Raw genomic sequence first — 25,112 nt, 5'->3', positions numbered from 1 at the left:
AGCCGCGCCGGGGCCCGGCAACGGTCGCGATCACACCGACGAGACGACAAGTAGGGATTGAAGTGGCCGCCGCAGACGCGCTCGCCAACGTACGCAACATCGGCATCATGGCGCACATCGATGCCGGTAAGACCACTACCACCGAGCGAATCCTGTTCTACACCGGCATCACCTACAAGATCGGTGAGGTCCACGAGGGCGCCGCCGTCATGGACTGGATGGAGCAGGAGCAGGAGCGGGGCATCACCATCACCTCCGCCGCCACCAAGTGCGAGTGGAAGGGCCACACGATCCAGATCATCGACACGCCCGGCCACGTCGACTTCACGGTCGAGGTCGAGCGGTCGCTGCGGGTCCTCGACGGTGCGGTGGCCGTCTACGACGGTGTCGCCGGCGTGGAGCCGCAGACGGAGAACGTCTGGCGTCAGGCCGACAAGTACAACGTCCCCCGGATGTGCTTCGTCAACAAGCTCGACCGGACCGGCGCGGACTTCTTCCGCTGCGTGCAGATGATGATCGACCGGCTCAACGCCACCCCGCTGGTGCTCCAGGTGCCGATCGGCGCCGAGTCCGACTTCATCGGCGTGGTGGACCTCGTCGGGATGCGTGCCCTCACCTGGCGCGGGGAGACCCAGAAGGGCGAGGACTACGCGGTCGAGGAGATCCCGGCCGAGCTGGCGGAGACCGCCGCCGAGTGGCGCGAGAAGCTGCTGGAGACCCTGGCCGACGTCGACGACTCGGTGATGGAGAAGTACCTCGAGGGCGAGGAACTCTCGGTCGAGGACATCCAGGCCGGCATCCGCCGCGCCACCATCGAGGGCAAGGCCAACCCGGTGCTCTGCGGTACCGCGTTCAAGAACAAGGGCATCCAGCCCATGCTCGACGCGGTGGTCGCCTACCTGCCGTCGCCGCTGGACATCCCGGCGATCGAGGGCACGGCCGCCGACGGGGAGACCCCGTTGCAGCGCAAGCCGTCGACCTCGGAGCCCTTCTCCGGTCTCGCGTTCAAGATCCAGACCGACAAGCACCTGGGCAAGCTGACCTACTTCCGGGTCTACTCCGGCGTGGTCGAGTCCGGGTCCCAGGTGGTCAACTCCACCAAGGACCGCAAGGAGCGGATCGGCAAGATCTACCAGATGCACGCCAACAAGCGGGAGGAGCGCAGCTCCGCCAAGGCTGGCGACATCATCGCGGTACAGGGCCTGAAGCAGACCACCACCGGTGACACCCTCTGCGACCCGGCCAACCCGGTCATCCTGGAGTCGATGACCTTCCCGGAGCCGGTCATCGAGGTCGCGATCGAGCCGAAGACCAAGGCCGACCAGGAGAAGCTGAGCACCGCCATCCAGCGGCTCGCCGAGGAGGACCCGACCTTCCGGGTCAAGCTCGACGAGGAGACCGGCCAGACGGTCATCTCCGGCATGGGCGAGCTGCACCTGGACATCCTGGTGGACCGGATGCGCCGCGAGTTCAACGTCGAGGCGAACATCGGCAAGCCGCAGGTGGCGTACCGGGAGACCATCCGCCGCAAGGTGGAGAAGATCGAGTACACCCACAAGAAGCAGACCGGTGGTTCGGGGCAGTACGCCCGGGTCATCGTCAGCCTCGAACCGCTGCCGCTGGACAACGACTCGCCGACGTACGAGTTCGCGAACGCGGTCACCGGTGGGCGGATCCCGCGGGAGTTCATCCCGTCGGTGGACGCCGGTGCCCAGGACGCCATGCAGTACGGCATCCTCGCCGGCTTCCCGCTGGTGGGTGTGAAGCTGACCCTGCTGGACGGCCAGTACCACGAGGTCGACTCGTCGGAAATGGCCTTCAAGATCGCCGGTTCGATGGTGCTGAAGGACGCGGCCCGCAAGGCCGATCCGGCACTGCTCGAACCGATGATGTCGGTCGAGGTCACGACGCCCGAGGAGAACATGGGCGACGTGATCGGCGACCTCAACTCCCGCCGGGGCATCATCCAGGCGATGGAGGAGCGCAGCGGCGCTCGCATCGTCCGGGCCCTGGTGCCGCTGTCGGAGATGTTCGGCTATGTCGGCGACCTGCGGTCGAAGACCCAGGGCCGGGCTAGCTACAGCATGCAGTTCGACTCCTACGCCGAGGTTCCCGCGAGCGTGGCGAAGGAGATCATCGCGAAGGCGACGGGTGAGTGAGCGGAAACGCGCACTGACCCGGTGCCGGGCCGGTGATACCGCGAGCGCGGCGGGCGGGTAATCTCGCCCGCGGCGCCCACGGGCCGGGCTGCTAGACCGGGCCTGAAGGTTTCACCGCCGCAAGACCCACATGACTTCCCGGCCGGGAACCCTCGGTCGGAAAGGCTGTCGACAGAGTCCTGAGCGCCGAATGGCGTGCCGGGCGTACGAACCAAGAAGTCCACAGGAGGACACCAGTGGCGAAGGCGAAGTTCGAGCGGACTAAGCCGCACGTCAACATCGGCACCATTGGTCACATCGACCACGGTAAGACGACGCTGACGGCGGCCATCACCAAGGTCCTGCACGACAGGATGCCGGACCTGAACCCGTACACGCCGTTCGACGAGATCGACAAGGCGCCGGAGGAGAAGGCCCGGGGCATCACGATCTCGATCGCACACGTCGAGTACCAGACCGAGGCGCGGCACTACGCACACGTCGACTGCCCCGGTCACGCCGACTACATCAAGAACATGATCACCGGTGCCGCGCAGATGGACGGCGCGATCCTGGTGGTCGCGGCGACCGACGGCCCGATGCCGCAGACCCGCGAGCACGTGCTGCTGGCCCGCCAGGTCGGCGTTCCCTACATCGTCGTGGCGCTGAACAAGAGCGACATGGTCGACGACGAGGAGCTGCTCGAGCTGGTCGAGCTTGAGGTCCGCGAGCTGCTCTCGGCGCAGGAGTACCCCGGTGACGACCTGCCGGTCGTCCGGGTCTCGGCGCTGAAGGCGCTTGAGGGCGACCCGGAGTGGACCGACAAGCTCATGGACCTGATGAGCGCCGTCGACACCGCCATTCCGCAGCCGGAGCGCGAGACCGAGAAGCCGTTCCTCATGCCGATCGAGGACGTCTTCACGATCACCGGTCGGGGCACCGTGGTGACCGGCCGCGCCGAGCGCGGTGTGCTCAAGCCGAACGAGGAGGTGGAGCTCGTCGGTATCCGCGAGAAGTCGCAGAAGACGGTCTGCACCGGTATCGAGATGTTCCGCAAGCTGCTCGACGAGGCCCGTGCGGGTGAGAACGTCGGTCTGCTGCTGCGTGGCATCAAGCGCGAGGACGTCGAGCGCGGCATGGTGGTCGTCAAGCCCGGCACCACCACCCCGCACACGGAGTTCGAGGCGACCGTCTACATCCTCTCCAAGGAGGAGGGCGGCCGGCACACCCCGTTCTTCCAGAACTACCGTCCGCAGTTCTACTTCCGGACCACGGACGTTACCGGCGTCGTCACGCTGCCCGAGGGCACCGAGATGGTCATGCCGGGTGACAACACCACGATGTCGGTCAAGCTGATCCAGCCGATCGCGATGGAGGAGAACCTCAAGTTCGCCATCCGCGAGGGCGGCCGGACGGTCGGCGCCGGGTTCGTCACGAAGATCGTCAAGTAATCAAGTAATTCAGGTAACCCCGATTAGCGTTGTCGTGCGGTAGTACGGCATACTGGTCAGGTTGCGTGCCGGCGGGGTGGCTGGCTGCCAGCAGCCAGCCACCCTTGCTGGGCGTCCGGAGATAGTTGATCTATCCCCGGCGCCCCGATACTTCCCGCACGGGCGGGACCGCCTCGGACTTTCCGGGGTGGAGTCCGGCCCCGGGGTGCGACACGCCCGACCGCGGGGGTCGGACAGCACGGGAACTGGGCAGCGCCCGAGCCCGGCATGGAACATCCCGCTCCCCCTCCGGGAGAGCGGCTCCGCTGGAGCGGGCGGGCGGGACGGACAAGGCGAGAGAAGGAACAGAGGCCACCATGGCGGGACAGAAGATCCGCATCCGGCTCAAGGCGTACGACCACGAGGTGGTCGACTCCTCGGCGCGCAAGATCGTTGAGACGGTGACGCGTACCGGGGCTCAGGTCGCGGGCCCGGTGCCGCTGCCCACGGAGATCAACCGTTTCTGCGTGATCCGTTCGCCGCACAAGTACAAGGACTCGCGTGAGCACTTCGAGATGCGCACGCACAAGCGTCTGATCGACATCATCGACCCGACCCCCAAGACGGTCGACTCGCTCATGCGCCTCGACCTGCCGGCTGGCGTCGACATCGAGATCAAGCTGTAGGGACCGGACTAATGGACAGGCAAGTGAAGGGCATCCTGGGCGCCAAGCTCGGCATGACCCAGGTCTGGGACAACAACAAGGTTGTCCCGGTGACCGTGGTGCAGGCCGGACCGTGCGTCGTCACCCAGGTCCGCACCGCTGAGAAGGACGGCTACTCCGCGGTCCAACTGGCGTACGGCGTGGTCGACCCCCGGAAGGTCAAGAAGCCGATCAGCGGCCACTACGCCAAGGCCAACGTGGCGCCGCGCCGGCACATCGTCGAGCTGCGCACCACCGACGCCGCCGACTACGAGCTGGGTCAGGAGGTCAGCGTCGAGGCGTTCGCCGTCGGTACGCCGATCGACGTGACCGGCCGCACCAAGGGCAAGGGCTTCGCCGGTCCCATGAAGCGGCACGGCTTCCACGGTCTGCGCGCCAGCCACGGTGTCGAGCGCAAGCACCGCTCGCCCGGTTCGATCGGCGCCTGCGCGACCCCCGGCCGCGTCTTCAAGGGCACCCGGATGGCCGGCCGGATGGGTGGGGCGCGCTACACGGTGCAGAACCTCACCATCCAGGCGGTCGACCCGGAGAACAACCTGCTCCTGGTCCGCGGCGCCGTCCCCGGCCCCAAGGGCGCGCTGGTGCTGGTCCGCTCGGCCGCCAAGGTCGTGGCCAAGAAGGGCGGTGCGGCATGACCACCGTTGACGTGCTGACCGCCGAGGGCACCAAGAGCGGCTCCGTCGAGCTGCCCGCCGAGGTCTTCGACGTGCAGGCCAACATCGCGCTGATGCACCAGGTCGTGGTCGCCCAGCTCGCCGCCGCGCGGCAGGGCACGCACAAGACCAAGACCCGTGGCGAGGTCGCCGGTGGCGGCAAGAAGCCGTACAAGCAGAAGGGCACCGGTCGGGCCCGGCAGGGTTCGATCCGCGCGCCGCAGTTCGCCGGCGGTGGCGTCGTGCACGGGCCGGTCCCGCGTGACTACAGCCAGCGGACCCCGAAGAAGATGAAGGCCGCCGCGCTGCGGGGCGCCCTCTCGGACCGGGCCCGCGGCGGCCAGGTGCACGTGGTCGAGACCTTCGTCTCCGGCGACAAGCCGTCGACCAAGGCAGCCCTCACCGCGCTGCGCAAGGCGACCGAGGCCAAGCGGGTGTTGGTCGTGCTCAGCAGCACCGACGAGCTGAACTGGCTCTCGCTGCGCAACGAGCCCCGGGTACACCTGCTGGAGGCCAGCCAGCTCAACACGTACGACGTGCTGGTGGCCGACGACGTGGTCTTCACCAAGGAGGCCCTGGACGAGTTCCTGGGTGTCCGTGGTGGGGCGCAGGGTGAGGAGAGCGAGAAGTGAGCACCATCGCCGACCCGCGAGACATCATCTTCGCGCCGGTCGTCTCGGAGAAGAGCTACAGCGAGCTGAACAAGAACTGGTACACCTTCCTGGTGCACCCGGACGCCAACAAGACCGCCATCAAGATCGCGATTCAGCAGATCTTCGACGTGCGCGTCCTGACGGTGAACACGCTCAACCGCGAGGGCAAGCGCAAGCGCACCCGCACCGGGTACGGCAAGCGCAAGAACACCAAGCGGGCGATGGTGAAGCTGGCTGACGGTGACCGTATCGAGGCCTTCGGCGGCCCGGTCAGCTGAGGGGTATAGACAATGGCTATCCGTAAGTACAAGCCGACGACGCCGGGCCGGCGTGGCTCCAGCGTCGCCGACTTCGCCGAGATCACCCGGTCCACCCCGGAGAAGTCGCTGCTGGTTCCGCTGCCGAAGAAGGGCGGGCGTAACGCCCACGGCCGGATCACCACGCGGCACCACGGTGGCGGGCACAAGCGGCAGTACCGTCTGATCGACTTCAAGCGGGTCGACAAGGACGGCGTGCCGGCGAAGGTCGCGCACATCGAGTACGACCCCAACCGCACCGCGCGGATCGCGCTGCTGCACTACCTCGACGGCGAGAAGCGGTACATCCTCGCGCCGAAGGACCTGAAGCAGGGCGACCGGGTCGAGTCCGGTCCGGGCGCCGACATCAAGCCGGGCAACAACCTGCCGCTGCGCAACATCCCGGTCGGTTCCACCGTCCACGCGGTGGAGCTGCGTCCCGGCGGTGGCGCCAAGCTGGCCCGCTCGGCCGGCGTCGGTATCCAGCTGCTGGGCCGGGAGGGGGCGTACGCCACGCTGCGGATGCCCTCCGGCGAGATCCGGCGGGTGGACGTGCGCTGCCGGGCCACCATCGGTGAGATCGGCAACGCCGACCAGTCAAACATCAACTGGGGCAAGGCCGGCCGGATGCGCTGGAAGGGCCGTCGCCCGACCGTCCGTGGTGTGGCGATGAACCCGGTCGACCACCCGCACGGCGGTGGTGAGGGTAAGACCTCCGGTGGTCGTCACCCGGTGAACCCGCAGGGTAAGCCCGAGGGTCGTACCCGGCAGAAGGGCAAGGCGAGCGACCGCCTCATCGTCCGCCGCCGCTACGCCACCCGTAAGCGCGGCTAAGGGAGATAGGTAGACATGCCTCGCAGCCTGAAGAAGGGCCCGTTCATCGACGACCACCTGCTCAAGAAGGTGGAGACGCAGAACGAGAAGGGCTCGAAGAACGTCATCAAGACCTGGTCGCGCCGTTCGACGATCATCCCGGACATGCTCGGGCACACGATCGCCGTGCACGACGGGCGCAAGCACGTCCCGGTGTTCATCACCGAGGCGATGGTCGGGCACAAGCTCGGTGAGTTTGCGCTGACCCGCACGTTCAAGGGTCACGAGAAGGACGACCGGAAGAGCCGCCGGCGCTGAGCGCCGACCACGGATAAAGGATCAAGGGGTTTCAGCGATGCCAGTAAAGGGCGACGCTCCGGTGCTTCCGGGCGCGCGGGCGGTTGCGCGACACGTGCGCATCTCGCCGACCAAGGCGCGCCGGGTGGTCAACCTCGTCCGCGGTCTGCCCGCGAAGGAGGCGCTCACGGTGCTGCAGTTCGCGCCGCAGGCGGCGAGTGAGCAGGTTTACAAGGTGCTCGCGAGCGCGATCGCCAACGCGGAGAACAACGAGCGGCTGGACCCCGACGCGCTGCTCGTCAGCGAGGCGTTCGTGGACGAGGGCCCGACGATGAAGCGGTTCCAGCCTCGGGCGCAGGGCCGGGCGTACCGGATCCGCAAGCGGACCTGCCACATCACCATCGTGGTGGAGGCTGTGGCGCCGACGGCCCCGGCCGGGCGGGGTGCGGCGAAGAAGGCCGCTCCGGCCAAGGCGACCAAGTCGACCGAGCCGGCCGCGACCGAGCCGACGACCGAGGGCGGCCAGACGCAGAGCAAGACGGAGGGTGCCGAGTAATGGGGCAGAAGGTTCACCCGCACGGGTTCCGGCTCGGCATCTCGACCGACTGGAAGTCCCGCTGGTACGCGGACAAGCTCTACAAGGACTACATCGCCGAGGACGTCAAGATTCGGCGGATGATGTCCAAGGGCCTGGAGCGGGCCGGCATCTCCAAGGTCGACATCGAGCGGACCCGGGACCGGGTGCGGGTCGACATCCACACCGCCCGGCCGGGCATCGTCATCGGCCGCAAGGGCGCCGAGGCGGACCGCATCCGTGGCGAGCTGGAGAAGCTGACCGGCAAGCAGGTGCAGCTCAACATCCTTGAGGTGAAGAGCCCGGAGTCGGACGCGCAGCTCGTCGCGCAGGGCGTGGCCGAGCAGCTCTCCAGCCGGGTCAGCTTCCGGCGGGCGATGCGTAAGGCCATGCAGTCCGCGATGAAGAACCCGATCGTGCGGGGCATCCGGGTGCAGGTCTCCGGCCGGCTCGGCGGTGCCGAGATGAGCCGTACCGAGTTCTACCGCGAGGGTCGGGTGCCGCTGCACACGCTGCGGGCCAACATCGAGTACGGCTTCTTCGAGGCCCGGACCACCTTCGGCCGGATCGGCGTGAAGGTCTGGATCTACAAGGGCGACGCCGTACCCGGTCGGGAGGCCCCGGCCGAGACGGGTCCGGCGCGTCCGCGCCGCGAGCGGGGCGACCGTCCCGACCGGCCGCGTCGCGGCCGTTCCGGTTCCTCCGGCACCACGCCGGGTGGCACCGAGGCGGGTCGGGCCGCGCAGGCGGAGGCCTCCGGTACGCCCGCCGAGGCGACGAACGACAGCGCCGCGCCGGCCACCGCCGCGGCGACTCCGGCGGGTTCCGCCGGAACGGACAGCTCAGCGCAGGAGGGCTGACAGATGCTGATGCCGCGCAAGCCCCCGAAGGGCTTCCGCAAGCCGCACCACCCCGACCGCCACGGCGCGTCGAAGGGCGGCAACCGGGTGGTGTTCGGCGAGTTCGGAATCCAGGCGCTCGAGCCCGCGTACGTGACCAACCGGCAGATCGAGTCGGCACGTATCGCGATGACCCGGCACATCAAGCGTGGTGGCAAGGTCTGGATCACCGTTTTCCCGGACCAGGCCCTGACCAAGAAGCCGGCCGAAACGCGGATGGGTTCCGGTAAGGGCTCGCCCGAGTGGTGGGTGGCGAACGTGAAGCCGGGGCGGGTGCTCTTCGAGATGTCCTTCCCCAACGAGCAGATCGCGCGAGAGGCGATGCGTCGCGCGATCCACAAGCTCCCGATGAAGTGCCGCATTGTGACGCGCGAAGTGGGTGAAAGCTGATGGCCGCGGGCGTGAAGGCCAGCGAGCTGCGTGAGCTCTCCGAGGAGGAGCTGGTCAGCCGGCTCCGGGAGGCCAAGGCGGAGCTGTTCAACCTCCGCGTCCAGTCGGCGACCGGTCAGCTGGACAACAACCGCCGGCTCCAGGTCATCCGCCGGGAGATCGCCCGGATCTACACGATCATGCGTGAGCGTGAGCTTGGGCTTTCGGCCGCGCCGACTGAGGTGACTGCATCATGAGTGACGAGACCACCACCACCGCGCAGGCGCGGGCTCAGCGCAAGGTCCGGGAGGGCCTCGTGGTGAGCGACAAGATGGAAAAGACCGTGGTCGTCGAGGTCGAGGACCGGGTCAAGCACGCGCTGTACGGCAAGGTCATGCGCCGCACCAGCAAGCTGAAGGCGCACGACGAGCAGAACGCGTGCGGCGTGGGCGACCGGGTGTTGCTCATGGAGACCCGTCCGCTCTCCGCCACCAAGCGGTGGCGGGTTGTGGAGATCCTCGAGAAGGCCAAGTAAGAGCCGTACCGCAGGCTCAGGGTTCCGCCAAGCTCAGCCGGCACGGTACTTCGGTCGACGAAGGCAGGCCGGATGAACCGCCGGCTGAGAACTGGCAGACATAGGAGATAGACGTGATTCAGCAGGAGTCGCGACTGCGCGTCGCCGACAACACGGGTGCCCGGGAGATCCTGTGCATCCGGGTGCTCGGTGGCTCCGGTCGGCGCTACGCGGGCATCGGCGACGTCATCGTGGCCACGGTCAAGGACGCCATTCCCGGTGCCGGTGTGAAGAAGGGCGACGTCGTCAAGGCGGTCGTCGTCCGCACCGCCAAGGAGAAGCGGCGGCCGGACGGCTCGTACATCCGATTCGACGAGAACGCGGCCGTGATCATCAAGGATGGTGGCGACCCCCGAGGTACCCGTATCTTTGGCCCGGTTGGCCGTGAGCTGCGGGACAAGCGGTTCATGAAAATCATCTCGCTCGCGCCGGAGGTGTTGTAAACCGTGAAGGTCAAGAAGGGCGACACGGTCATCGTCATCGCCGGCAAGGACAAGGGTGCCAAGGGCAAGGTCATCGCGGCCTACCCGCGGCAGGACAAGGTCCTGGTCGAGGGCGTGAACCGGGTCAAGAAGCACACCCGCATCCGCACCACCCAGCGCGGTGCGAAGACCGGCGGCATCGTCACGCAGGAGGCCGCGATCCACGTCTCGAACGTGATGGTCGTGGACTCCGACGGCAACCCGACGCGGGTCGGGTACCGGATCGACGAGGGCGGCCAGAAGGTCCGCATCGCGCGTAGCACCGGTAAGGACCTGTGATGACGGCAACCGAGACCAAGACGCTGCCCCGGCTCAAGCAGCGGTACCGCGAAGAGATCGTGGGGCAGCTCCGCGAGCAGTTCCAGTACGGCAACCCGATGCAGGTGCCCGGACTGGTCAAGATCGTCGTCAACATGGGTGTCGGCGAGGCGGCCCGGGACGCGAAGCTGATCGACGGCGCCGTACGCGACCTGGCCACCATCTCCGGCCAGAAGCCGCAGGTCCGCCGGGCCCGCAAGTCCATCGCGCAGTTCAAGCTCCGCGAGGGCATGCCGATCGGTGCGAAGGTGACCCTGCGCGGCGACCGCATGTGGGAGTTCCTGGACCGGCTCCTCTCCATCGCGCTGCCCCGGATCCGGGACTTCCGCGGTCTGGACGGGCGCAAGCTCGACGGGAACGGCAACTACACGTTCGGCCTGACCGAGCAGTCGGTGTTCCACGAGATCGACCAGGACCGGATCGACCGCGTACGGGGCATGGACATCACGGTGGTGACCACCGCCAAGACCGACGACGAGGGCCGGGCGCTGCTCAAGCTCCTGGGCTTCCCGTTCAAGGAGAACTGAGGACTGATATGGCGAAGAAGGCGCTGATCCTCAAGGCCGCCGCGAAGCCGAAGTTCTCGGTTCGCGCGTACACCCGCTGCCAGCGTTGCGGGCGGCCGAAGGCGGTCTACCGCAAGTTCGGCCTCTGCCGGGTCTGCATCCGGGAGATGGCCCACCGCGGTGAGCTGCCCGGCGTGTCGAAGGCTTCCTGGTGACACTGCGCCCCATCCGTGGGTGGCGGAGCGAGGACCGCGACGCCACCCGCTTTGGGCCCAGCCACGTCCCGACCGATATCCGGGGCGAGGATCGCAACGCCGTAGGCCCGGGCCACTGCCCCGGGAACCCCGGCGAGAAAGGCTGACGAGATCCATGACGATGACCGACCCGATCGCAGACATGCTGACGCGTCTGCGTAACGCCAACCAGGCGTACCACGACCGGGTGACGATGCCCTACTCGAAGATCAAGGCGAACATCGCCGAGGTCCTCAAGTCCGAGGGCTACATCGCCACCTGGGCTGTCGAGGAGCCCGAGGAGGGCGTCGTCGGCAAGCGACTGGTCGTCGAGCTGAAGTACGGCCAGAACCGGGAGCGGAGCCTGGCCGGCATCAAGCGCGTGTCCAAGCCCGGCCTCCGGGTGTACGCCAAGTCGGACGGGCTCCCGCGGGTGCTCGGTGGACTGGGCGTGGCGATCATTTCGACGTCCCAGGGGCTGCTGACCGACCGGCAGGCCCGCAAGCGGAGCGTTGGCGGGGAAGTCCTCGCCTTCGTCTGGTAACGGGAGACAGAGAGAAATGTCGCGTATTGGACGTAAGTCGATCCCGGTGCCCTCCGGCGTCGAGGTGACCATCGACGGCTCGACCGTCAAGGTCAAGGGGCCGAAGGGCGAGCTGTCGCACACCCTGGCCGAGCCGATCACGGCCGAGCGGGGCGAGGACGGCGAGCTGCACGTCAACCGGCCGAACGACGAGCGCAAGGCCAAGGAGCTGCACGGCCTGAGCCGTACCCTGGTGGCGAACATGATCGTCGGTGTGACCGAGGGCTACCGCAAGACCCTGGAGATCGCCGGCACGGGTTACCGGGTCACCGCCAAGGGCAGCGACCTGGAGTTCGCGCTCGGGTTCTCGCACCCGGTGCAGGTGAAGGCCCCGGCCGGGATCACCTTCACCGTCGAGCGGCCCACCCTGTTCCACGTGGCCGGCATCGACAAGCAGCAGGTCGGCGAGGTCGCCGCCAACATCCGGAAGATTCGTCCGCCGGAGCCGTACAAGGGCAAGGGCGTCAAGTACCAGGGCGAGGTCATCCGCCGCAAGGCCGGAAAGGCGGGCAAGAAGTGACCGCCAACGGTAGGGCGAGGGCATCCGCCGGCCGCGAGGCTGGGAGAAAGGCAGGTAAGAAGTGACCGCCACACTGCTCAAGCGTCGCCGCGGGGTCGCCGCCAAGCGCGCCATCGGGCGGGCGCGTCGGCACTTCCGGGTCCGCAAGACCGTCACCGGCACCGCCGAGCGGCCGCGTCTCGTGGTCACCCGCTCGCTGCGGCACATCACCGCGCAGATCGTGGACGACGGCAGGGGCCACACGCTGGTCTACGCCTCGACCATGGACGACTCGATCCGGGGTACCGAGGGCGACAAGAGCGCCCTGGCCGGCAAGGTCGGCGCGCTCGTCGCCGAGCGGGCCAAGGCCGCCGGGATCTCCAAGGTCGTCTTCGACCGCGGTGGCAACCAGTACGCGGGGCGGATCGCCGCACTGGCCGACGCGGCCCGCGAAGCCGGGCTCGAGTTCTAAACCCCGTCACGAGGAGAAAGGAAGGCTGCTGATGCCAGGTCAACAGCGCCGTGGCGGCGGGTCCGGTGGCAACGAGGGTGGTCGCCGCGACAACCGCCGTGAGGGCGGTCGCGGAAACGCGCCCGCCGAGAAGACGCCGCATCTTGAGCGGGTCGTCGCCATCAACCGGGTTGCCAAGGTCGTGAAGGGTGGTCGTCGCTTCAGCTTCACCGCCCTGGTGATCGTCGGCGACGGCGACGGCACGGTCGGGGTGGGCTACGGAAAGGCCAAGGAGGTGCCCGCGGCGATCGCCAAGGGTGTCGAGGAGGCCAAGAAGCACTTCTTCAAGGTGCCCCGGATCGGTGCCTCGATCCCGCACCCGGTCACGGGCGAGGACGCCGCCGGTGTGGTGCTGCTCAAGCCGGCCAGCGCCGGTACGGGTGTCATCGCCGGTGGTCCGGTCCGGGCCGTACTGGAGTGCGCGGGCATCCACGACGTGCTCTCCAAGAGCCTCGGCTCGTCCAACCCGATCAACATCGTGCACGCCACGGTGGCGGCCCTGAAGGGGCTGGAGTCGCCGGAGGCGGTCGCGAAGCGTCGGGGCCTGCCGGTCGAGGACGTCGCCCCGGCCGCCATGCTGGCGGCCCAGGCGGGGGTGACGGCCTGATGGCACGCCTGAAGGTGACCCAGGTCCGGTCCGGCATCGGGACCAAGCACAACCAGCGCGAGTCGCTGCGGTCGCTCGGTCTCAAGCGGATCAACGACGTGGTGGTCAAGGAGGACCGCCCCGAGATTCGGGGCATGATCTTCACCGTGAGCCACCTCGTGAAGGTCGAGGAGGTCGAGTAATGACGATCAAGGTCCACCACCTGCGCCCGGCCCCCGGAGCGAAGACCGAGAAGACCCGGGTGGGTCGCGGTGAGGGCTCGAAGGGGAAGACCGCCGGTCGCGGTACCAAGGGTTCCAAGGCCCGGAAGAACATCTCGGCGGCGTTCGAGGGTGGGCAGATGCCCATCCACATGCGGCTGCCGAAGCTGAAGGGCTTCAAGAACAAGTTCAAGGTCGTGTTCCAGGTGGTCAACCTGGACCGGCTCGCCGAGCTGTTCCCGGAGGGCGGCCAGGTCGGTCCGCAGGAGCTGGTTCAGGCCGGCGCCGTCCGCAAGGGCCAGCCGGTGAAGGTTCTCGGTACCGGGGAGCTGGGCGGGGTCGCCCTCCAGGTGTCGGCGCACGCGTTCAGCGCGTCGGCCAAGGAGAAGATCACCGCTGCCGGCGGCTCGGTGACGGAGCTGTAGGACGTCGCGGTCGAGGCGCTCGCCCAGTTGATGGCAACTGGCGGGCGCCCTGACCTACTAGGGGTCCATCGATCCCGTTAACATCGGAAACGGTGAATGTTCTCCGGGTGGATCTGCCCGGGAGCGCGCCGGACTGTTAGAGTCCGATCCCAGCTATGGGTATCGGGTCGATCGCCCGACAACCACCCCGTCCCGCCATGAACCACCGGCGGCCGCCTCGCGCAGGAGGAAGAAGTTGCTCTCCGCCTTTCTCAGTGCGTTCCGCACGCCTGACCTGCGCAAGAAGCTGCTGTTCACAGTAGGCATCATCGCGGTCTACCGGCTCGGTGCGACGCTGCCCAGCCCGGGCGTCTCCTACGGCAACGTGCAGCAGTGCATCCAGACCATGGAGTCGGGTGAGGGCAACGGCGTCTTCAACCTGCTCAACCTCTTCTCCGGCGGCGCGCTGCTCTCGCTGTCGGTCTTCGCGCTGGGCATCATGCCCTACATCACCGCCTCGATCATCCTGCAGCTGCTCACCGTGGTCATCCCGCGGTTGGAGCAGCTCCGCAAGGAGGGTCAGGCCGGTCAGGCGAAGATCACGCAGTACACCCGTTACCTCACCCTCGGCCTGGGCATCCTGCAGGCCTCGGCGTTCGTGGCGCTGGCCCGTTCCGGCCAGCTCTTCAACGGGATGTGCCAGGAGTTCCCGATCATCCCGGAGGGCACCGGCCTGCCGACCTGGCTGACCGTGACCGTCCTGGTGATCACGATGACCGCCGGTACCGGTGTGGTGATGTGGCTCGGCGAGCTGATCACCGACCGCGGCGTCGGCAACGGCATGTCGGTGCTGATCTTCACCTCGATCGCCGCCCGGCTGCCCAGCGAGGGCTGGACCATCAAGAACAACAAGGGCTGGGGCATGTTCGGCCTGGTCCTGGTCCTGGTCCTGGTGGTCATCACCGCGGTCGTCTTCATCGAGCAGGCCCAGCGCCGCATCCCGGTGCAGTACGCCAAGCGCATGATCGGCCGGCGGATGTACGGCGGCACCTCCACCTACATCCCGCTGAAGGTGAACCAGGCGGGTGTGATCCCGGTCATCTTCGCGTCGTCGCTGCTCTACCTGCCGTCGCTGCTGCTCCAGTTCTTCGACCAGAACAACCTGAACAACTGGCAGACCTGGGTGCAGAACCACCTGGTGCAGCCGGACAGCCCGACCTACATCAGCGTCTACTTCCTGCTGATCATCTTCTTCACGTACTTCTACGTCTCGATCACGTTCAACCCGACCGAGGTCGCGGACAACATGAAGAAGTACGGCGGGTTCGTCCCGGGCATCCGGCCGGGCAAGCCGACCGCCGACTACCTGGACTTCATCCTGAGCCGGATCACCCTCCCCGGTGCGCTCTACCTGGGCCTGATCTCGATCCTGCCGAACTTCTTCTTCATCTGGCTGGACAGCCAGCAGTACCAGAACTTCCCGTTCGGCGGCGTCGCGGTGCTGATCATGGTCGGTGTCGGGCTGGAGACCGTGAAGCAGATCGAGAGCCAGCTCATGCAGCGGAACTACGAAGGGTTCCTGCGGTAGATGCGACTCGTTCTGGTCGGTCCCCCCGGGGCGGGCAAGGGGACCCAGGCCGAGTTCATCGCCGCCCACCTCGCCGTGCCCAAGATCTCGACAGGGGACATCTTCCGGGCCAACGTGTCGCAGGGCACCCCACTCGGTGTCGAGGCGAAGCGCTACATGGACGCCGGCAAGCTGGTGCCCGACGAGGTGACGATCAACATGGTCCGGGACCGGCTCGCCCGCCCGGACGCGGCCGAGGGCTTCCTGCTGGACGGATTCCCTCGGACGACCCCGCAGGCCGCGGCGCTGGACAAGCTGCTCGCCGATCTGGGCACCGCCCTGGATCTGGTCATGGAGCTGGTCGTCGACGACGACGAGGTCATCCGGCGGCTTTCCGGCCGGCGTACCTGCCGGGGCTGCGAGAAGGTCTGGCACATCGAGTTCGACGCCCCCTCCGTGGCGGGCGTCTGTGACCGGTGCGGCGGCGAGCTGTTCCAGCGGGACGACGACAAGGCGGAGACGATCGCCGAGCGGCTGCGCGAGTACGCCAGCAAGACCGCACCGTTGATCGACTACTACGGCGCGCAGGGCAAGCTGGTCGGGATCGACGCCACCGGGCCGGTGGAGGACGTCACCGTCCGGGCTATCGACGCCCTGCGGTCGTACGGCGGATAGGCTGGGCACCATGCGCCGACCCCAGCTGGACATCCAGCTGAAGACCCCGGAGCAGATCGAGCTGATGCGGGCTGCCGGGCTCGTCGTCGCGGCGGCCCTGGAGCGGATGCGCGCGGCCGTGGCTCCCGGCGTCTCCACCGCCGATCTCGACGCGATCGCCGAGTCGGTGATCCGGGAGGCCGGCGGCACCCCCTCGTTCAAGGGCTACCACGGTTATCCGGCCTCGATCTGCTCCTCGGTCAACGAGCAGATCGTGCACGCCATCCCGGCGCCGACCCAGGTGCTCCGGGACGGCGACCTGATCTCCATCGACTGCGGGGCGATCCTCGACGGCTGGCACGGCGACGCCGCGATCACGGTCGGGGTCGGCGAGGTCCGTCCGGAACTGCTCCGGATGGCCGAGGCCGCCGAGGACGCGATGTGGGCGGGGATCCGGGCCGCGGCGCGCGGCATGCTCAGCGGTCGTGGCCGGCTGACCGACATCTCGTACGCGGTGGAGCGGGCGGTCCGGGCCGCCGGCCGGTACGGCATCGTCGAGGGGTACGGCGGGCACGGCATCGGCACCGAGATGCACCAGGACCCGCACGTGCTCAACCACGGCCGGCCCGGGCGTGGCCCCCGGCTGGTGCCGGGGATGGCGCTGGCGATCGAGCCGATGGTGACCCTGGGCTCGCCCCGGACGGTGGAACTGGACGACGGCTGGACGGTGATCACCCGGGACGGGTCGATCGCCGCACACGTCGAGCACACGATGGCGCTGCTTGACGACGGCGTCTGGGTGCTGACCGCTCCGGACGGCGGCCGGGCCCGGCTCGGTGACCTGGTCACCGCCCGGGAGCCGGCCACGTCGTCCCCCGGCTGACGGCCCCAGCCCGGTCGGGGGGTGGGCGGGCTGGACCCGTGGTGGCATCCTCGTAGTCATGGACCGGCGGGACCAGATGCGCGCTGCGGACTCCGATCGCACGGCCGTGGCCGACCAGCTCCGGCAGGCCCTGAACGAGGGCCGTCTCGACCTCGGCGAGTACGACGACCGGCTCCAGCGGGCGTACGCCGCGAAGACCTACGCCGACCTCGACGGGCTGCTCACCGACCTGCCGGGTACGGTGCCGGTCGACCAGGCCCAGCTGGTGCCGACCGACCCGAAGCCCGCGGTGTTCCGTCCCGGACCCGACGGCCGCTATCCGGGCGCCACCCGGGCCTGGCTGGCCGACACCTGGGACGGCTATTTCGGCCTGGTCGGCCTGGTGGTCGCGATCTGGGCGGTCACCTCGGTGCTGGCGACCGACTTCCTCTACTTCTGGCCGGGTTGGGTGGCGGGCCCGCTGGGCGCGCTGCTGCTGGTCGGCACGGTCACCGGGCTGGCGAAGGGTGAGCCGCAGCGCTGGGCCGCCAAGCAGGCGGCGAAGCAGGCCGCGAGGGAGCGGGCGAAGATCGAGAAGCGGGCCCGGATCGAGGAGCGGAAACGCCGCCGGGACGAGCAGGCCGGCCAGGGGGAACCCGCCTGATATAGTCGCGTTCGTCCGATCCGACCACCCGGGAGTCCCCGGGTTGGCGCTGGCGTGCGGGCGCGCGTACACTGGCTGATCGGCGCACAGCGTCCACTCCGGCATGCCCACCCGCGCTTCGGTGGGGCCGGAGCCGCGGCTGGCTCGGATGTTCTCCATCCGGGAAAGGCGTTGTGAGCCGTCCGGAGTAACCGACGTCAGGACAGCGGAGGACATGCCGAAAAAAGACGGAGCCATCGAGATCGAGGGCCGAGTGATCGAGCCACTCCCGAACGCCATGTTCCGGGTGGAACTCGCCAACGGCCACAAGGTGCTGGCTCACATCAGCGGCAAGATGCGGCAGCACTACATCCGCATCCTGCCCGAGGACCGGGTCGTCGTCGAGTTGTCGCCGTACGACCTGACCCGAGGGCGCATCGTCTACCGCTACAAGTGAACGTCGCCGGGCCGTTCGCCGGTCCGGGGCACGTGCACTCTCTGACGACGGCCGGGTGTCCGTGTCCGTCCTCAAGACTCGACGGCGTCAGCGCGCTGCCGGGCACAGATGGGAAAGTAAGGCAACCGTGAAGGTCAAGCCGAGCGTCAAGAGGATCTGCAACAAGTGCCGGGTGATCCGCCGGCACGGCCGGGTCATGGTCATCTGCACCGACCCGCGCCACAAGCAGCGTCAGGGCTGATCCGCAGCCGCCGCCGGTGCGTACCGGCGGCGTCGACGGTGCGTCCCGACCGCAGATTCCGTACAACAACACAAGCTCGTCCCAGCCGCGAGCGCGAGATCGCCCAGCGAGAACGCAGTCGTGGCCGACCCCCGGTCGGAGGCCGGGGCCCGCAGGTTTGGGCAGGCGGGATGGGGCGGGTACAGACCTCCGCGAAAGAATCCGAGGAGTACGCCCGCACATGGCACGGCTAGCCGGCGTCGATCTCCCCCGCGAGAAGCGGCTGGAGATCGCGCTCACCTACATTTTCGGGGTCGGTCGGACCCGCGCGGTCGAGACGCTCGCCGCCACCGGCATCTCCCCCGACAAGCGCGCCAAGGACCTCACGGACGAGGAGCTGGTCCAGCTCCGGAACCACATCGAGGCGAACTACAAGGTAGAAGGCGACCTGCGCCGCGAGGTCGCCGCTGACATCCGCCGCAAGGTCGAGATCGGCTGCTACGCGGGCATCCGGCACCGCCGGGGTCTGCCCGTCCGTGGTCAGCGGACCCGTACCAACGCCCGGACCCGGAAGGGCCCGAAGCGGACCGTCGCCGGCAAGAAGAAGCCCGGCAAGAAGTAGAGCTGAACCGGAATTCGGGTCGATCTCCACCGAGGTAGGCCGGACTCCGACCCGATCCGGAAAGTCAACTAGGAGCGCACAGACTCATGCCACCGAAGGCTCGCGCCGGGGCCGCCGTAAAGAAGGTCCGGCGCAAGGAACGCAAGAACGTCGCCCACGGGCAGGCGCACATCAAGAGCACGTTCAACAACACCATCGTCTCCATCACGGACCCGACCGGTGCCGTCATCTCCTGGGCCTCCGCCGGCCAGGTGGGCTTCAAGGGTTCCCGCAAGTCGACTCCGTTCGCCGCGCAGCTCGCCGCCGAGGCCGCCGCGCGCCGGGCCATGGAGCACGGCATGCGCAAGGTCGACGTGTTCGTCAAGGGCCCCGGTTCCGGCCGGGAGACCGCCATCCGTTCGCTGCAGGCCGTCGGCCTGGAGGTCGGCCAGATCGCCGACGTCACGCCGCAGCCGCACAACGGGTGCCGTCCGCCGAAGCGTCGTCGGGTCTGAGAGGTAGACGAAGAACATGGCTCGTTACACCGGTGCCGACTGCCGCCGTTGCCGTCGGGAGAAGATGAAGCTGTTCCTCAAGGGCAGCAAGTGCGATGGCCCGAAGTGCCCGTTCGAGTCCCGGCCGTTCCCGCCCGGGCAGCACGGCCGGGGCCGCACCAAGGAGACGGAGTACCTGCTCCAGCTCCGTGAGAAGCAGAAGGCCCGCCGCGTCTACGGCGTCCTGGAGAAGCAGTTCCGGGGGTACTACGAGGAGGCCGTCGCCAAGAAGGGCAAGACCGGCGAGATCCTCCTCCAGATCCTGGAGTCGCGGCTCGACAACGTGATCTACCGGGCCGGCCTGGCGAAGTCGCGCGACCACGCGCGGCAGCTCGTCAAGCACGGCCACCTGACGGTGAACGGCCGCAAGGTCGACATCCCGTCGTACCGGGTGAAGGAGCACGACATCGTCGAGGTCCGGGCCAAGTCCAAGGAGCTGACGCCGTTCATCGTGGCGCAGGCCGAGGCCGGCTCGAAGACGGTGCCGGCCTGGCTGGAGGCGATCCCCAGCCAGATGAAGGTGCTGATCCACTCGCTTCCGGCCCGGGGCGTCATCGACACCCAGGTCCAGGAGCAGCTGATCGTCGAGCTCTACTCGAAGTAACGGTTCCTGGCGTTCCCGCGCCGGCTCCCGGCCTCACCGTCGGGAGCCGGCCCGGAGCGCCGGACAGAAGTTTGGGCATCAAATAGCGGGTGCCCCGAACGAAAAGGAAACAGCATGCTCATCACCCAGCGGCCGACCCTCACCGAGGAGTCGATCAGCGAGACCCGGTCCCGGTTCACCATCGAGCCGCTCGAGCCGGGTTTCGGGTACACCCTGGGCAACTCGCTCCGGCGGACCCTGCTCTCCTCCATCCCGGGCGCGGCGGTCACCTCGATCAAGGTCGACGGTGTGCTGCACGAGTTCACCACCATCCCGGGCGTCAAGGAGGACGTGGTCGAGCTCGTCATGAACGTCAAGGAGCTCTGCGTCAGCTCCGACCACGACGAGCCGGTCAGCATGTACCTGCGCAAGCAGGGCCCCGGCGACGTCACCGCCGGTGACATCCAGCCCCCGGCCGGTGTCTCCGTGCACAACGCCGACCTCAAGCTCGCCACCCTGAACGGCAAGGGCCGGCTCGACATGGAGCTGACCGTCGAGCGGGGTCGCGGCTACGTCACCGCCGCGCAGAACAAGCAGGCCGGCGCCGAGATCGGCCGGATCCCGGTCGACTCGATCTACTCGCCGGTGCTGAAGGTGACGTACCGCGTCGAGGCGACCCGGGTCGAGCAGCGTACCGACTTCGACCGGCTGATCATCGACGTCGAGACCAAGGCGTCGATCGGGCCGCGTACCGCGCTCGCCTCCGCCGGCTCCACCCTGGTCGAGCTCTTCGGGCTGGCCCGGGAGCTGGACGAGAGCGCCGAGGGCATCGACATCGGCCCGTCGCCGCAGGACGCGCAGCTCGCCGCCGACCTGGCGCTGCCGATCGAGGAGCTGGACCTCACCGTCCGGTCCTACAACTGCCTCAAGCGCGAGGGCATCAACACGGTTGGCGAGCTCATCGGGCGTACCGAGGCCGATCTGCTCGACATCCGGAACTTCGGGCAGAAGTCGATCGACGAGGTCAAGATGAAGCTCGCCGGCATGGGGCTGGGGCTGAAGGACTCGGCGCCCAACTTCGACCCGGCGCACGTCGTCGACTCCTTCGGCGAGGCCGACTACGACACCGACGACTACCGCGAGACCGAGCAGCTTTAGTCCGGGGCTAGCCGGAGATCCGGCCACCCACTGGAGATCCGGCCACCCACTATTGAGGAGCACCAAGAATGCCCACGCCCACCAAGGGCCCCCGCCTCGGCGGTAGCCCCGCGCACGAGCGGATGATCCTGGCCAACCTGGCCACCGCGCTGTTCCAGCACGGCCGCATCACCACCACCCAGACCAAGGCCAAGCGGCTCCGCCCGCTCGCGGAGCAGCTCATCACCAAGGCCAAGCGGGGCGACCTGGCGTCCCGCCGGCGGGTGCTGACCGTCGTACGGGACAAGGACGTGGTCTTCGCCCTGTTCGACCAGATCGCTCCCCGGTTCGCCAACCGTCCCGGTGGCTACACCCGGATCGTGAAGACCGTCCCGCGCAAGGGCGACAACGCGCCGATGGCCATCATCGAGCTGGTCGAGGAGCTGGTCGAGGCTCCGGCGGCACCGGCGAAGAAGACCGCCGCCCGCAAGGCGGCCCAGCAGGACAAGGTCGAGGCGCTCGCCCCGGACGAGGAGACCCCGCGTTCCTCGTCGCCGGACGACCCGGACGACCGGAACGACCAGGACGCCGAGGCGCCGGAGTCGCGCTCCGGCGACACCGGGGCGGCCCGGGAGGACACCGACGAGGCCGACACCAAGTAACCGACGAACGAGGCCGGGCCCGGCATCCCCGCAGGGGTGTCGGGCTGCGGCATATCTGGAGCTGGTCGTGGAGCACGAGGTGGATGAGGAGCGGACCCGGGTACGCCTGGACGTCGCCTACGACGGCGGCGACTTCTCCGGCTGGGCCGCCCAGCCCGGTCGGCGTACCGTCGCCGGGGTGCTGGTCGAGGCGCTGACCAGGATCGTCGGGCCGGATCGGGTCAGCGGGCTGACCGTGGCGGGACGGACCGACGCCGGGGTGCACGCCAGCGGGCAGGTCTGCCATCTCGACCTGCCGAGCCCGGTGTGGCGGCAGTGGGCGGAGACGCTGCTGCGCCGGCTCGCCGGGGTACTGCCGCCGGACGTCCGGGTCCGCGCCGTGACCGAGGTACCGGCCGAGTTCGACGCCCGGTTCTCGGCCACCTTCCGGCGCTATGAGTACCGGGTCACCGACGCCCCGTACGGCGCCGAGCCGCTGCGCCGGCACGAGGTGCTGGCCTGGCCCCGCCCGCTGGACCTGGCGGCGCTGAACCAGGCCGCCGCCGGGCTGGTCGGCGAGCACGACTTCGCGGCGTACTGCCGGCGCAAGGAGAACGCCACCACGGTGCGGGAGCTGACCCGGCTGGACTGGCGGCGCGACCCGGACGGCCTGCTGGTGGCCACGGTGCAGGCCGACGCGTTCTGCCAGTCGATGGTGCGCAGCCTGGTCGGGGCGATGCTGGTGGCCGGGGACGGGCGGCGCCCGGTCGACTGGCCGGGTGGGCTGCTCGGGCGGCGGGAGCGGGCCAGCGAGGTGAGCGTGGCGCCGCCGCACGGGTTGACCCTGGTCGCGGTCGGCTACCCGGCCGATCCTGCCGAGTACGCCAGCCGCGCGCTGCGTACCCGTCGGCTCCGGCTCACCGCCTCGGCCTGAGCGGGGCGGCGGACCCGGCGGTGTCGCGCCGCCGGCCCGGGCTCAGTCGGACCCGGCCGGGCTCGCCGGGCCGGACGGGGTGAGAGCGCGCTGGTCGAGCACCTTGCCGCGCAGGTACACCTCGATCATGTCGGAGAGGATCTGCCGGGCGAAGAGGTCCTGGTCGCCGATGGTCTTGCCGTCGCTCTTGGCGACGACGCAGTAGATCAGGAAGTGGCCGCGGACGTGCCAGCCGGCCTGGGCCGAGGCGGCGGTGACGGCCTCGGTGCCGCGTCCGGCGGCGAGACCGAGGAAACGGCCCTTCCGACCGTCCACGATCGGCTTGATCTTCTCGCGTGCCGAGGTTGCCCCGGCCTCGTCGGCCAGGTTGACGATGCCGGCGGTCGCGACGTACAGGCCGGTGGGGGAGCGTACGGTGCCGCGGACGAACTGGCTGCACCCGGCCTCCTGGAGTACGGCCGCGATCTGGCCGTCGGCGACGAGATCGCACTCCTCCGCCTGCTGGGTCTTGAGTAGCTCGTACGCCGACTGCTCGGGGTCGACCAGCACCTCCTTGCCGTTCGGGAAGACCTCCTTGACGGTCAGGGGAGCCGGATCGGCGGTGCGGGAGCTGATGTCCCGGGGTGCGACACCGGCACCGGCGCCGTCGGCCGCCCGGGAGTCCCGGCCGACGGGGTCGTCGACCATGAAGAAGTAGGAGCTGAGCCCGCAGATCCCGAGCAGGAGCAGTACCCCGAGCGAGCCGATGATCAACTGCCAGGTCCGCTTGGAACTGCGCAGCGGTGCGGCGGTGTCGCCGGACGTCGACCCGAGGGCGGCGAGCGCGGAGCCGGGGGCCGGGCCGCCCGAGGATTTGGCCGGGGCGGGAGCGGGTTTCGCCGGGCTCGGGGCCGATCGGGACGTACGTTCCGGGGCGGCCGGGGTACGGGCCGGTGGGACCGGGGAGGCGCCACCGGCCGGGCCGGTCCGCACACCCTGCCCCGACGGTCCCGACCGACCGCCGCCGGGTGGCCCGGAGCGCGGCCCGGCGGGTGAGCCCGGGACCGGCGGCCCGGAGCGTGGTCGTGGTGCGCCCTCGGGGCCGGAGCGCGGTCCGGCGGGTGAGCCCGGGACCGGCGGGGCGGGGCGTGGTCGTGGTGTGCCGTCCGGGCCGGGGCGCGGTCCGGTGGGTGAGCCCGGTGCCCGGGCCGGCGGTGCCGCGCCGGGTGGGCCCGAGCGCGGTCCGGCCGGTGAGCCGGGGGTCCGGCCGTGCGGTGCCGCGTCCGGTGGACCGGGGCGCGGTCCGGGCGGGCCGGGGGCCCGGTCGTGCGGCGGCCCGGCGGGTGAGCCCGGTGCGACCCCGGCGTTCCGGGACCGGCGCGCGGGAGGTGGAGCACCCTGCGCCGGCCGACCCGGTTCGGCGTCGGGCCGGACCACACCGTCCGTTCCGAGGCCGCCCGGTCGTGGTCGCGGCGATCCCGGCGGTGCGCCGCCGGAGGAGGGACCGGAGCGGGCGGGGCCTCGGCTGCCGGCCCGGCCGGCGGGCGGAGGCTCGGGGCGGCCCGGTCGCCGTACCCCGGGAATCTCCGGGGCCGCGCCGGGCGGCATGGCGCGGTCCAGTGGCGGGCGGGACGGGCCGCCCCGGTCACCGCGACGTTCCGCCGGGCCGTCACCCGGCCGGTCGACGGGGCCGCGCCGCCCGCCGGGCGGAGCGGCGGGGTCGGGAAGACCGGGCCGAAGTGGATCCCGGTCGGTCGACGGACGTCGCTGTCGTGGCACCGGCGCCGACCGTGGCGCGACAAGTGGTGGCTCGGCGGGACCCGGTCGGTAGGCGCCGGGATCGGGCTGGCTGCGACGTCGACCGCCGGAGGCGGGCTCCCGGGAGTCGGGGCCGCCGGCTGCGGCCGGTCCGGACCCGGCGCGGGGCGACCCGAACGGATCGGTGCCGGACGGAACCGGCACCTCCGGGACACCGCGACCACCGGCCCGGGGCGATCGGCCGCCCGGACCCGGCCCGGCCGCGACGCCGGGCAGGTCGTCGACGGGTGGCCGGGCACCGGGAACCGGACGGCCGCCCGGCGTCATCCGGTCACGCGGCCCGGGCCGGTCACCGGCGACCGGCCGCCCGCCGCCCGGTGCCGGTCGGCCGCCGGGAACGGCGTCCTCGGGGGCGGCCAGGTGGCGACCGCCACCGGCCGGGCGTACCGGGCTGCCGGGAGGCAGCCGATCCGGGCCGGAGCGAGTCGGGGGCAGCCGGTCGGCGCTTCGGCCACCGGGAGTTCCGAGCGGGTCGGGGCCGGGCCTACCCACCGGCGGGTAGCCGGCGCCCGGCCCGACGCCGTCGGGCTCGGGGGCGCCGTGCCGGCCCCGACGGCCCCGGCCGGCGGGCGGCACGGAAGGTCCCGGGCCGTCCGGCACGGGGCCCGGAGACCGCTCCGGGTACCGGCCGACCGGGCCGTCGCCGTGTAGGCCGAGCGGACCGTCCGTCGGGTGTCGACCGGTCGGGCCGTCCGCCG

The 25,112-nt window shown here is 69.7% G+C and carries 36 protein-coding genes; 35 read left to right on the top strand and 1 reads right to left on the bottom strand.

The features are described from left to right. The first annotated feature begins 62 nt into the window (after nucleotides 1-62). The 35 genes from fusA (at nucleotide 63) to truA (ending at nucleotide 22,617) form a co-directional block, all read left to right on the top strand. Nucleotides 63-2,159: an elongation factor G gene (fusA, locus tag C6W10_RS24695; protein ID WP_107260907.1), complete on the top strand. Its 2,097-nt coding sequence runs from the start codon at nucleotides 63-65 to the stop codon at nucleotides 2,157-2,159. A gap of 236 nt (nucleotides 2,160-2,395) precedes the next feature. Beyond that, nucleotides 2,396-3,589 carry an elongation factor Tu gene (tuf, locus tag C6W10_RS24690; RefSeq protein WP_107260905.1) on the top strand — a complete coding sequence of 398 codons (1,194 nt, stop codon included), beginning with the start codon at nucleotides 2,396-2,398 and terminating at the stop codon, nucleotides 3,587-3,589. A 356-nt stretch (nucleotides 3,590-3,945) separates the two neighbouring features. Continuing rightward, a complete protein-coding gene (gene rpsJ / locus C6W10_RS24685) occupies nucleotides 3,946-4,254 on the top strand; it encodes a 30S ribosomal protein S10 (RefSeq protein ID WP_007073037.1) in 309 nt (102 codons plus the stop codon). An 11-nt stretch (nucleotides 4,255-4,265) separates the two neighbouring features. Continuing rightward, nucleotides 4,266-4,928, top strand: coding sequence for a 50S ribosomal protein L3 (rplC, locus tag C6W10_RS24680; RefSeq protein WP_107260903.1), 663 nt, complete (start codon nucleotides 4,266-4,268; stop codon nucleotides 4,926-4,928). Further along, complete coding sequence (rplD, locus tag C6W10_RS24675; protein WP_107260901.1) at nucleotides 4,925-5,578, top strand: 50S ribosomal protein L4; 654 nt, start codon at nucleotides 4,925-4,927, stop codon at nucleotides 5,576-5,578. The genes rplC and rplD overlap by 4 nt, the downstream gene beginning before the upstream one ends. Further along, nucleotides 5,575-5,877, top strand: a complete 303-nt coding sequence (gene rplW, locus C6W10_RS24670) for a 50S ribosomal protein L23 (RefSeq protein ID WP_101368144.1) — start codon at nucleotides 5,575-5,577, stop codon at nucleotides 5,875-5,877. Before rplD ends, rplW begins: the two co-directional genes overlap by 4 nt. 12 nt (nucleotides 5,878-5,889) lie before the next feature. After that, nucleotides 5,890-6,729, top strand: a complete 840-nt coding sequence (rplB, locus tag C6W10_RS24665) for a 50S ribosomal protein L2 (RefSeq protein ID WP_107260900.1) — start codon at nucleotides 5,890-5,892, stop codon at nucleotides 6,727-6,729. Nucleotides 6,730-6,744: 15 nt separating this feature from the next. Continuing rightward, the gene (gene rpsS, locus C6W10_RS24660) at nucleotides 6,745-7,026 is read left to right on the top strand and encodes a 30S ribosomal protein S19 (RefSeq protein ID WP_101368142.1); all 282 of its coding nucleotides are present in this window, start codon (nucleotides 6,745-6,747) and stop codon (nucleotides 7,024-7,026) included. Nucleotides 7,027-7,063: 37 nt separating this feature from the next. Further along, nucleotides 7,064-7,561, top strand: a complete 498-nt coding sequence (gene rplV, locus C6W10_RS24655) for a 50S ribosomal protein L22 (RefSeq protein WP_107260898.1) — start codon at nucleotides 7,064-7,066, stop codon at nucleotides 7,559-7,561. After that, on the top strand, nucleotides 7,561-8,439 hold the full coding sequence (gene rpsC / locus C6W10_RS24650; RefSeq protein ID WP_107260896.1) for a 30S ribosomal protein S3: 879 nt from the start codon (nucleotides 7,561-7,563) through the stop codon (nucleotides 8,437-8,439). The genes rplV and rpsC overlap by 1 nt, the downstream gene beginning before the upstream one ends. Nucleotides 8,440-8,442: 3 nt before the next feature. Continuing rightward, nucleotides 8,443-8,868: a 50S ribosomal protein L16 gene (gene rplP, locus C6W10_RS24645; protein ID WP_088647000.1), complete on the top strand. Its 426-nt coding sequence runs from the start codon at nucleotides 8,443-8,445 to the stop codon at nucleotides 8,866-8,868. Beyond that, entirely contained in the window at nucleotides 8,868-9,104 is a 237-nt protein-coding gene (gene rpmC, locus C6W10_RS24640) for a 50S ribosomal protein L29 (RefSeq protein ID WP_107260894.1), read from the top strand. The genes rplP and rpmC overlap by 1 nt, the downstream gene beginning before the upstream one ends. Then, entirely contained in the window at nucleotides 9,101-9,382 is a 282-nt protein-coding gene (gene rpsQ / locus C6W10_RS24635; RefSeq protein ID WP_107260893.1) for a 30S ribosomal protein S17, read from the top strand. The genes rpmC and rpsQ overlap by 4 nt, the downstream gene beginning before the upstream one ends. A 113-nt stretch (nucleotides 9,383-9,495) precedes the next feature. Next, nucleotides 9,496-9,864, top strand: coding sequence for a 50S ribosomal protein L14 (gene rplN / locus C6W10_RS24630; protein ID WP_089244879.1), 369 nt, complete (start codon nucleotides 9,496-9,498; stop codon nucleotides 9,862-9,864). Between the two features lie 3 nt (nucleotides 9,865-9,867). After that, the gene (rplX, locus tag C6W10_RS24625) at nucleotides 9,868-10,182 is read left to right on the top strand and encodes a 50S ribosomal protein L24 (RefSeq protein WP_101368136.1); all 315 of its coding nucleotides are present in this window, start codon (nucleotides 9,868-9,870) and stop codon (nucleotides 10,180-10,182) included. Beyond that, entirely contained in the window at nucleotides 10,179-10,748 is a 570-nt protein-coding gene (rplE, locus tag C6W10_RS24620; RefSeq protein ID WP_107260891.1) for a 50S ribosomal protein L5, read from the top strand. The genes rplX and rplE overlap by 4 nt, the downstream gene beginning before the upstream one ends. 8 nt (nucleotides 10,749-10,756) lie before the next feature. Beyond that, a complete protein-coding gene (locus C6W10_RS24615) occupies nucleotides 10,757-10,942 on the top strand; it encodes a type Z 30S ribosomal protein S14 (RefSeq protein ID WP_007073023.1) in 186 nt (61 codons plus the stop codon). 154 nt (nucleotides 10,943-11,096) lie between these two features. Next, on the top strand, nucleotides 11,097-11,504 hold the full coding sequence (gene rpsH, locus C6W10_RS24610; protein ID WP_107260889.1) for a 30S ribosomal protein S8: 408 nt from the start codon (nucleotides 11,097-11,099) through the stop codon (nucleotides 11,502-11,504). A 16-nt stretch (nucleotides 11,505-11,520) separates the two neighbouring features. Further along, nucleotides 11,521-12,063, top strand: a complete 543-nt coding sequence (gene rplF / locus C6W10_RS24605; RefSeq protein ID WP_107260887.1) for a 50S ribosomal protein L6 — start codon at nucleotides 11,521-11,523, stop codon at nucleotides 12,061-12,063. A 73-nt stretch (nucleotides 12,064-12,136) separates the two neighbouring features. Then, the gene (gene rplR / locus C6W10_RS24600; protein WP_234361946.1) at nucleotides 12,137-12,514 is read left to right on the top strand and encodes a 50S ribosomal protein L18; all 378 of its coding nucleotides are present in this window, start codon (nucleotides 12,137-12,139) and stop codon (nucleotides 12,512-12,514) included. Between the two features lie 31 nt (nucleotides 12,515-12,545). Then, nucleotides 12,546-13,160 carry a 30S ribosomal protein S5 gene (rpsE, locus tag C6W10_RS24595; protein ID WP_101368132.1) on the top strand — a complete coding sequence of 205 codons (615 nt, stop codon included), beginning with the start codon at nucleotides 12,546-12,548 and terminating at the stop codon, nucleotides 13,158-13,160. Continuing rightward, nucleotides 13,160-13,342 carry a 50S ribosomal protein L30 gene (gene rpmD / locus C6W10_RS24590; protein ID WP_013735939.1) on the top strand — a complete coding sequence of 61 codons (183 nt, stop codon included), beginning with the start codon at nucleotides 13,160-13,162 and terminating at the stop codon, nucleotides 13,340-13,342. Before rpsE ends, rpmD begins: the two co-directional genes overlap by 1 nt. Beyond that, nucleotides 13,342-13,785, top strand: coding sequence for a 50S ribosomal protein L15 (gene rplO, locus C6W10_RS24585; RefSeq protein ID WP_101368131.1), 444 nt, complete (start codon nucleotides 13,342-13,344; stop codon nucleotides 13,783-13,785). Before rpmD ends, rplO begins: the two co-directional genes overlap by 1 nt. Before the next feature lie 235 nt (nucleotides 13,786-14,020). After that, nucleotides 14,021-15,352 carry a preprotein translocase subunit SecY gene (gene secY, locus C6W10_RS24580; protein WP_107260883.1) on the top strand — a complete coding sequence of 444 codons (1,332 nt, stop codon included), beginning with the start codon at nucleotides 14,021-14,023 and terminating at the stop codon, nucleotides 15,350-15,352. Then, nucleotides 15,353-16,006, top strand: coding sequence for an adenylate kinase (locus C6W10_RS24575; RefSeq protein ID WP_107260881.1), 654 nt, complete (start codon nucleotides 15,353-15,355; stop codon nucleotides 16,004-16,006). Nucleotides 16,007-16,016: 10 nt separating this feature from the next. Beyond that, entirely contained in the window at nucleotides 16,017-16,868 is an 852-nt protein-coding gene (gene map, locus C6W10_RS24570) for a type I methionyl aminopeptidase (protein ID WP_107260879.1), read from the top strand. Nucleotides 16,869-16,926: 58 nt separating this feature from the next. After that, nucleotides 16,927-17,511: a DUF1707 domain-containing protein gene (locus C6W10_RS24565; protein ID WP_234361404.1), complete on the top strand. Its 585-nt coding sequence runs from the start codon at nucleotides 16,927-16,929 to the stop codon at nucleotides 17,509-17,511. Between the two features lie 214 nt (nucleotides 17,512-17,725). Next, on the top strand, nucleotides 17,726-17,947 hold the full coding sequence (gene infA, locus C6W10_RS24560; RefSeq protein WP_007073013.1) for a translation initiation factor IF-1: 222 nt from the start codon (nucleotides 17,726-17,728) through the stop codon (nucleotides 17,945-17,947). A gap of 127 nt (nucleotides 17,948-18,074) precedes the next feature. Beyond that, nucleotides 18,075-18,188 (top strand): 50S ribosomal protein L36, encoded by a 114-nt coding sequence (gene rpmJ, locus C6W10_RS24555; RefSeq protein ID WP_012184307.1) that lies wholly within the window; start codon nucleotides 18,075-18,077, stop codon nucleotides 18,186-18,188. Nucleotides 18,189-18,408: 220 nt separating this feature from the next. Continuing rightward, on the top strand, nucleotides 18,409-18,789 hold the full coding sequence (rpsM, locus tag C6W10_RS24550; RefSeq protein WP_107260877.1) for a 30S ribosomal protein S13: 381 nt from the start codon (nucleotides 18,409-18,411) through the stop codon (nucleotides 18,787-18,789). An 86-nt stretch (nucleotides 18,790-18,875) separates the two neighbouring features. Then, complete coding sequence (gene rpsK / locus C6W10_RS24545; protein ID WP_030329919.1) at nucleotides 18,876-19,283, top strand: 30S ribosomal protein S11; 408 nt, start codon at nucleotides 18,876-18,878, stop codon at nucleotides 19,281-19,283. Between the two features lie 16 nt (nucleotides 19,284-19,299). Next, entirely contained in the window at nucleotides 19,300-19,926 is a 627-nt protein-coding gene (gene rpsD / locus C6W10_RS24540) for a 30S ribosomal protein S4 (RefSeq protein ID WP_101368125.1), read from the top strand. A 114-nt stretch (nucleotides 19,927-20,040) separates the two neighbouring features. After that, nucleotides 20,041-21,063 carry a DNA-directed RNA polymerase subunit alpha gene (locus tag C6W10_RS24535; protein ID WP_101368124.1) on the top strand — a complete coding sequence of 341 codons (1,023 nt, stop codon included), beginning with the start codon at nucleotides 20,041-20,043 and terminating at the stop codon, nucleotides 21,061-21,063. Nucleotides 21,064-21,131: 68 nt separating this feature from the next. Next, nucleotides 21,132-21,704: a 50S ribosomal protein L17 gene (rplQ, locus tag C6W10_RS24530; protein WP_107260876.1), complete on the top strand. Its 573-nt coding sequence runs from the start codon at nucleotides 21,132-21,134 to the stop codon at nucleotides 21,702-21,704. A gap of 79 nt (nucleotides 21,705-21,783) precedes the next feature. Continuing rightward, nucleotides 21,784-22,617 (top strand): tRNA pseudouridine(38-40) synthase TruA, encoded by an 834-nt coding sequence (gene truA, locus C6W10_RS24525; RefSeq protein WP_107264252.1) that lies wholly within the window; start codon nucleotides 21,784-21,786, stop codon nucleotides 22,615-22,617. A 42-nt stretch (nucleotides 22,618-22,659) separates the two neighbouring features. Here the strand turns inward: truA and C6W10_RS24520 are convergent, their stop codons facing one another. Continuing rightward, a complete protein-coding gene (locus tag C6W10_RS24520) occupies nucleotides 22,660-23,589 on the bottom strand; it encodes a hypothetical protein (protein ID WP_107260874.1) in 930 nt (309 codons plus the stop codon). Between the last annotated feature and the right edge of the window lie 1,523 nt (nucleotides 23,590-25,112).

It is taken from the genome of Plantactinospora sp. BB1 (genome assembly GCF_003030385.1).
Lineage (GTDB): Bacteria > Actinomycetota > Actinomycetes > Mycobacteriales > Micromonosporaceae > Plantactinospora.
This window is presented reverse-complemented; position numbering and strand designations above follow the sequence as displayed.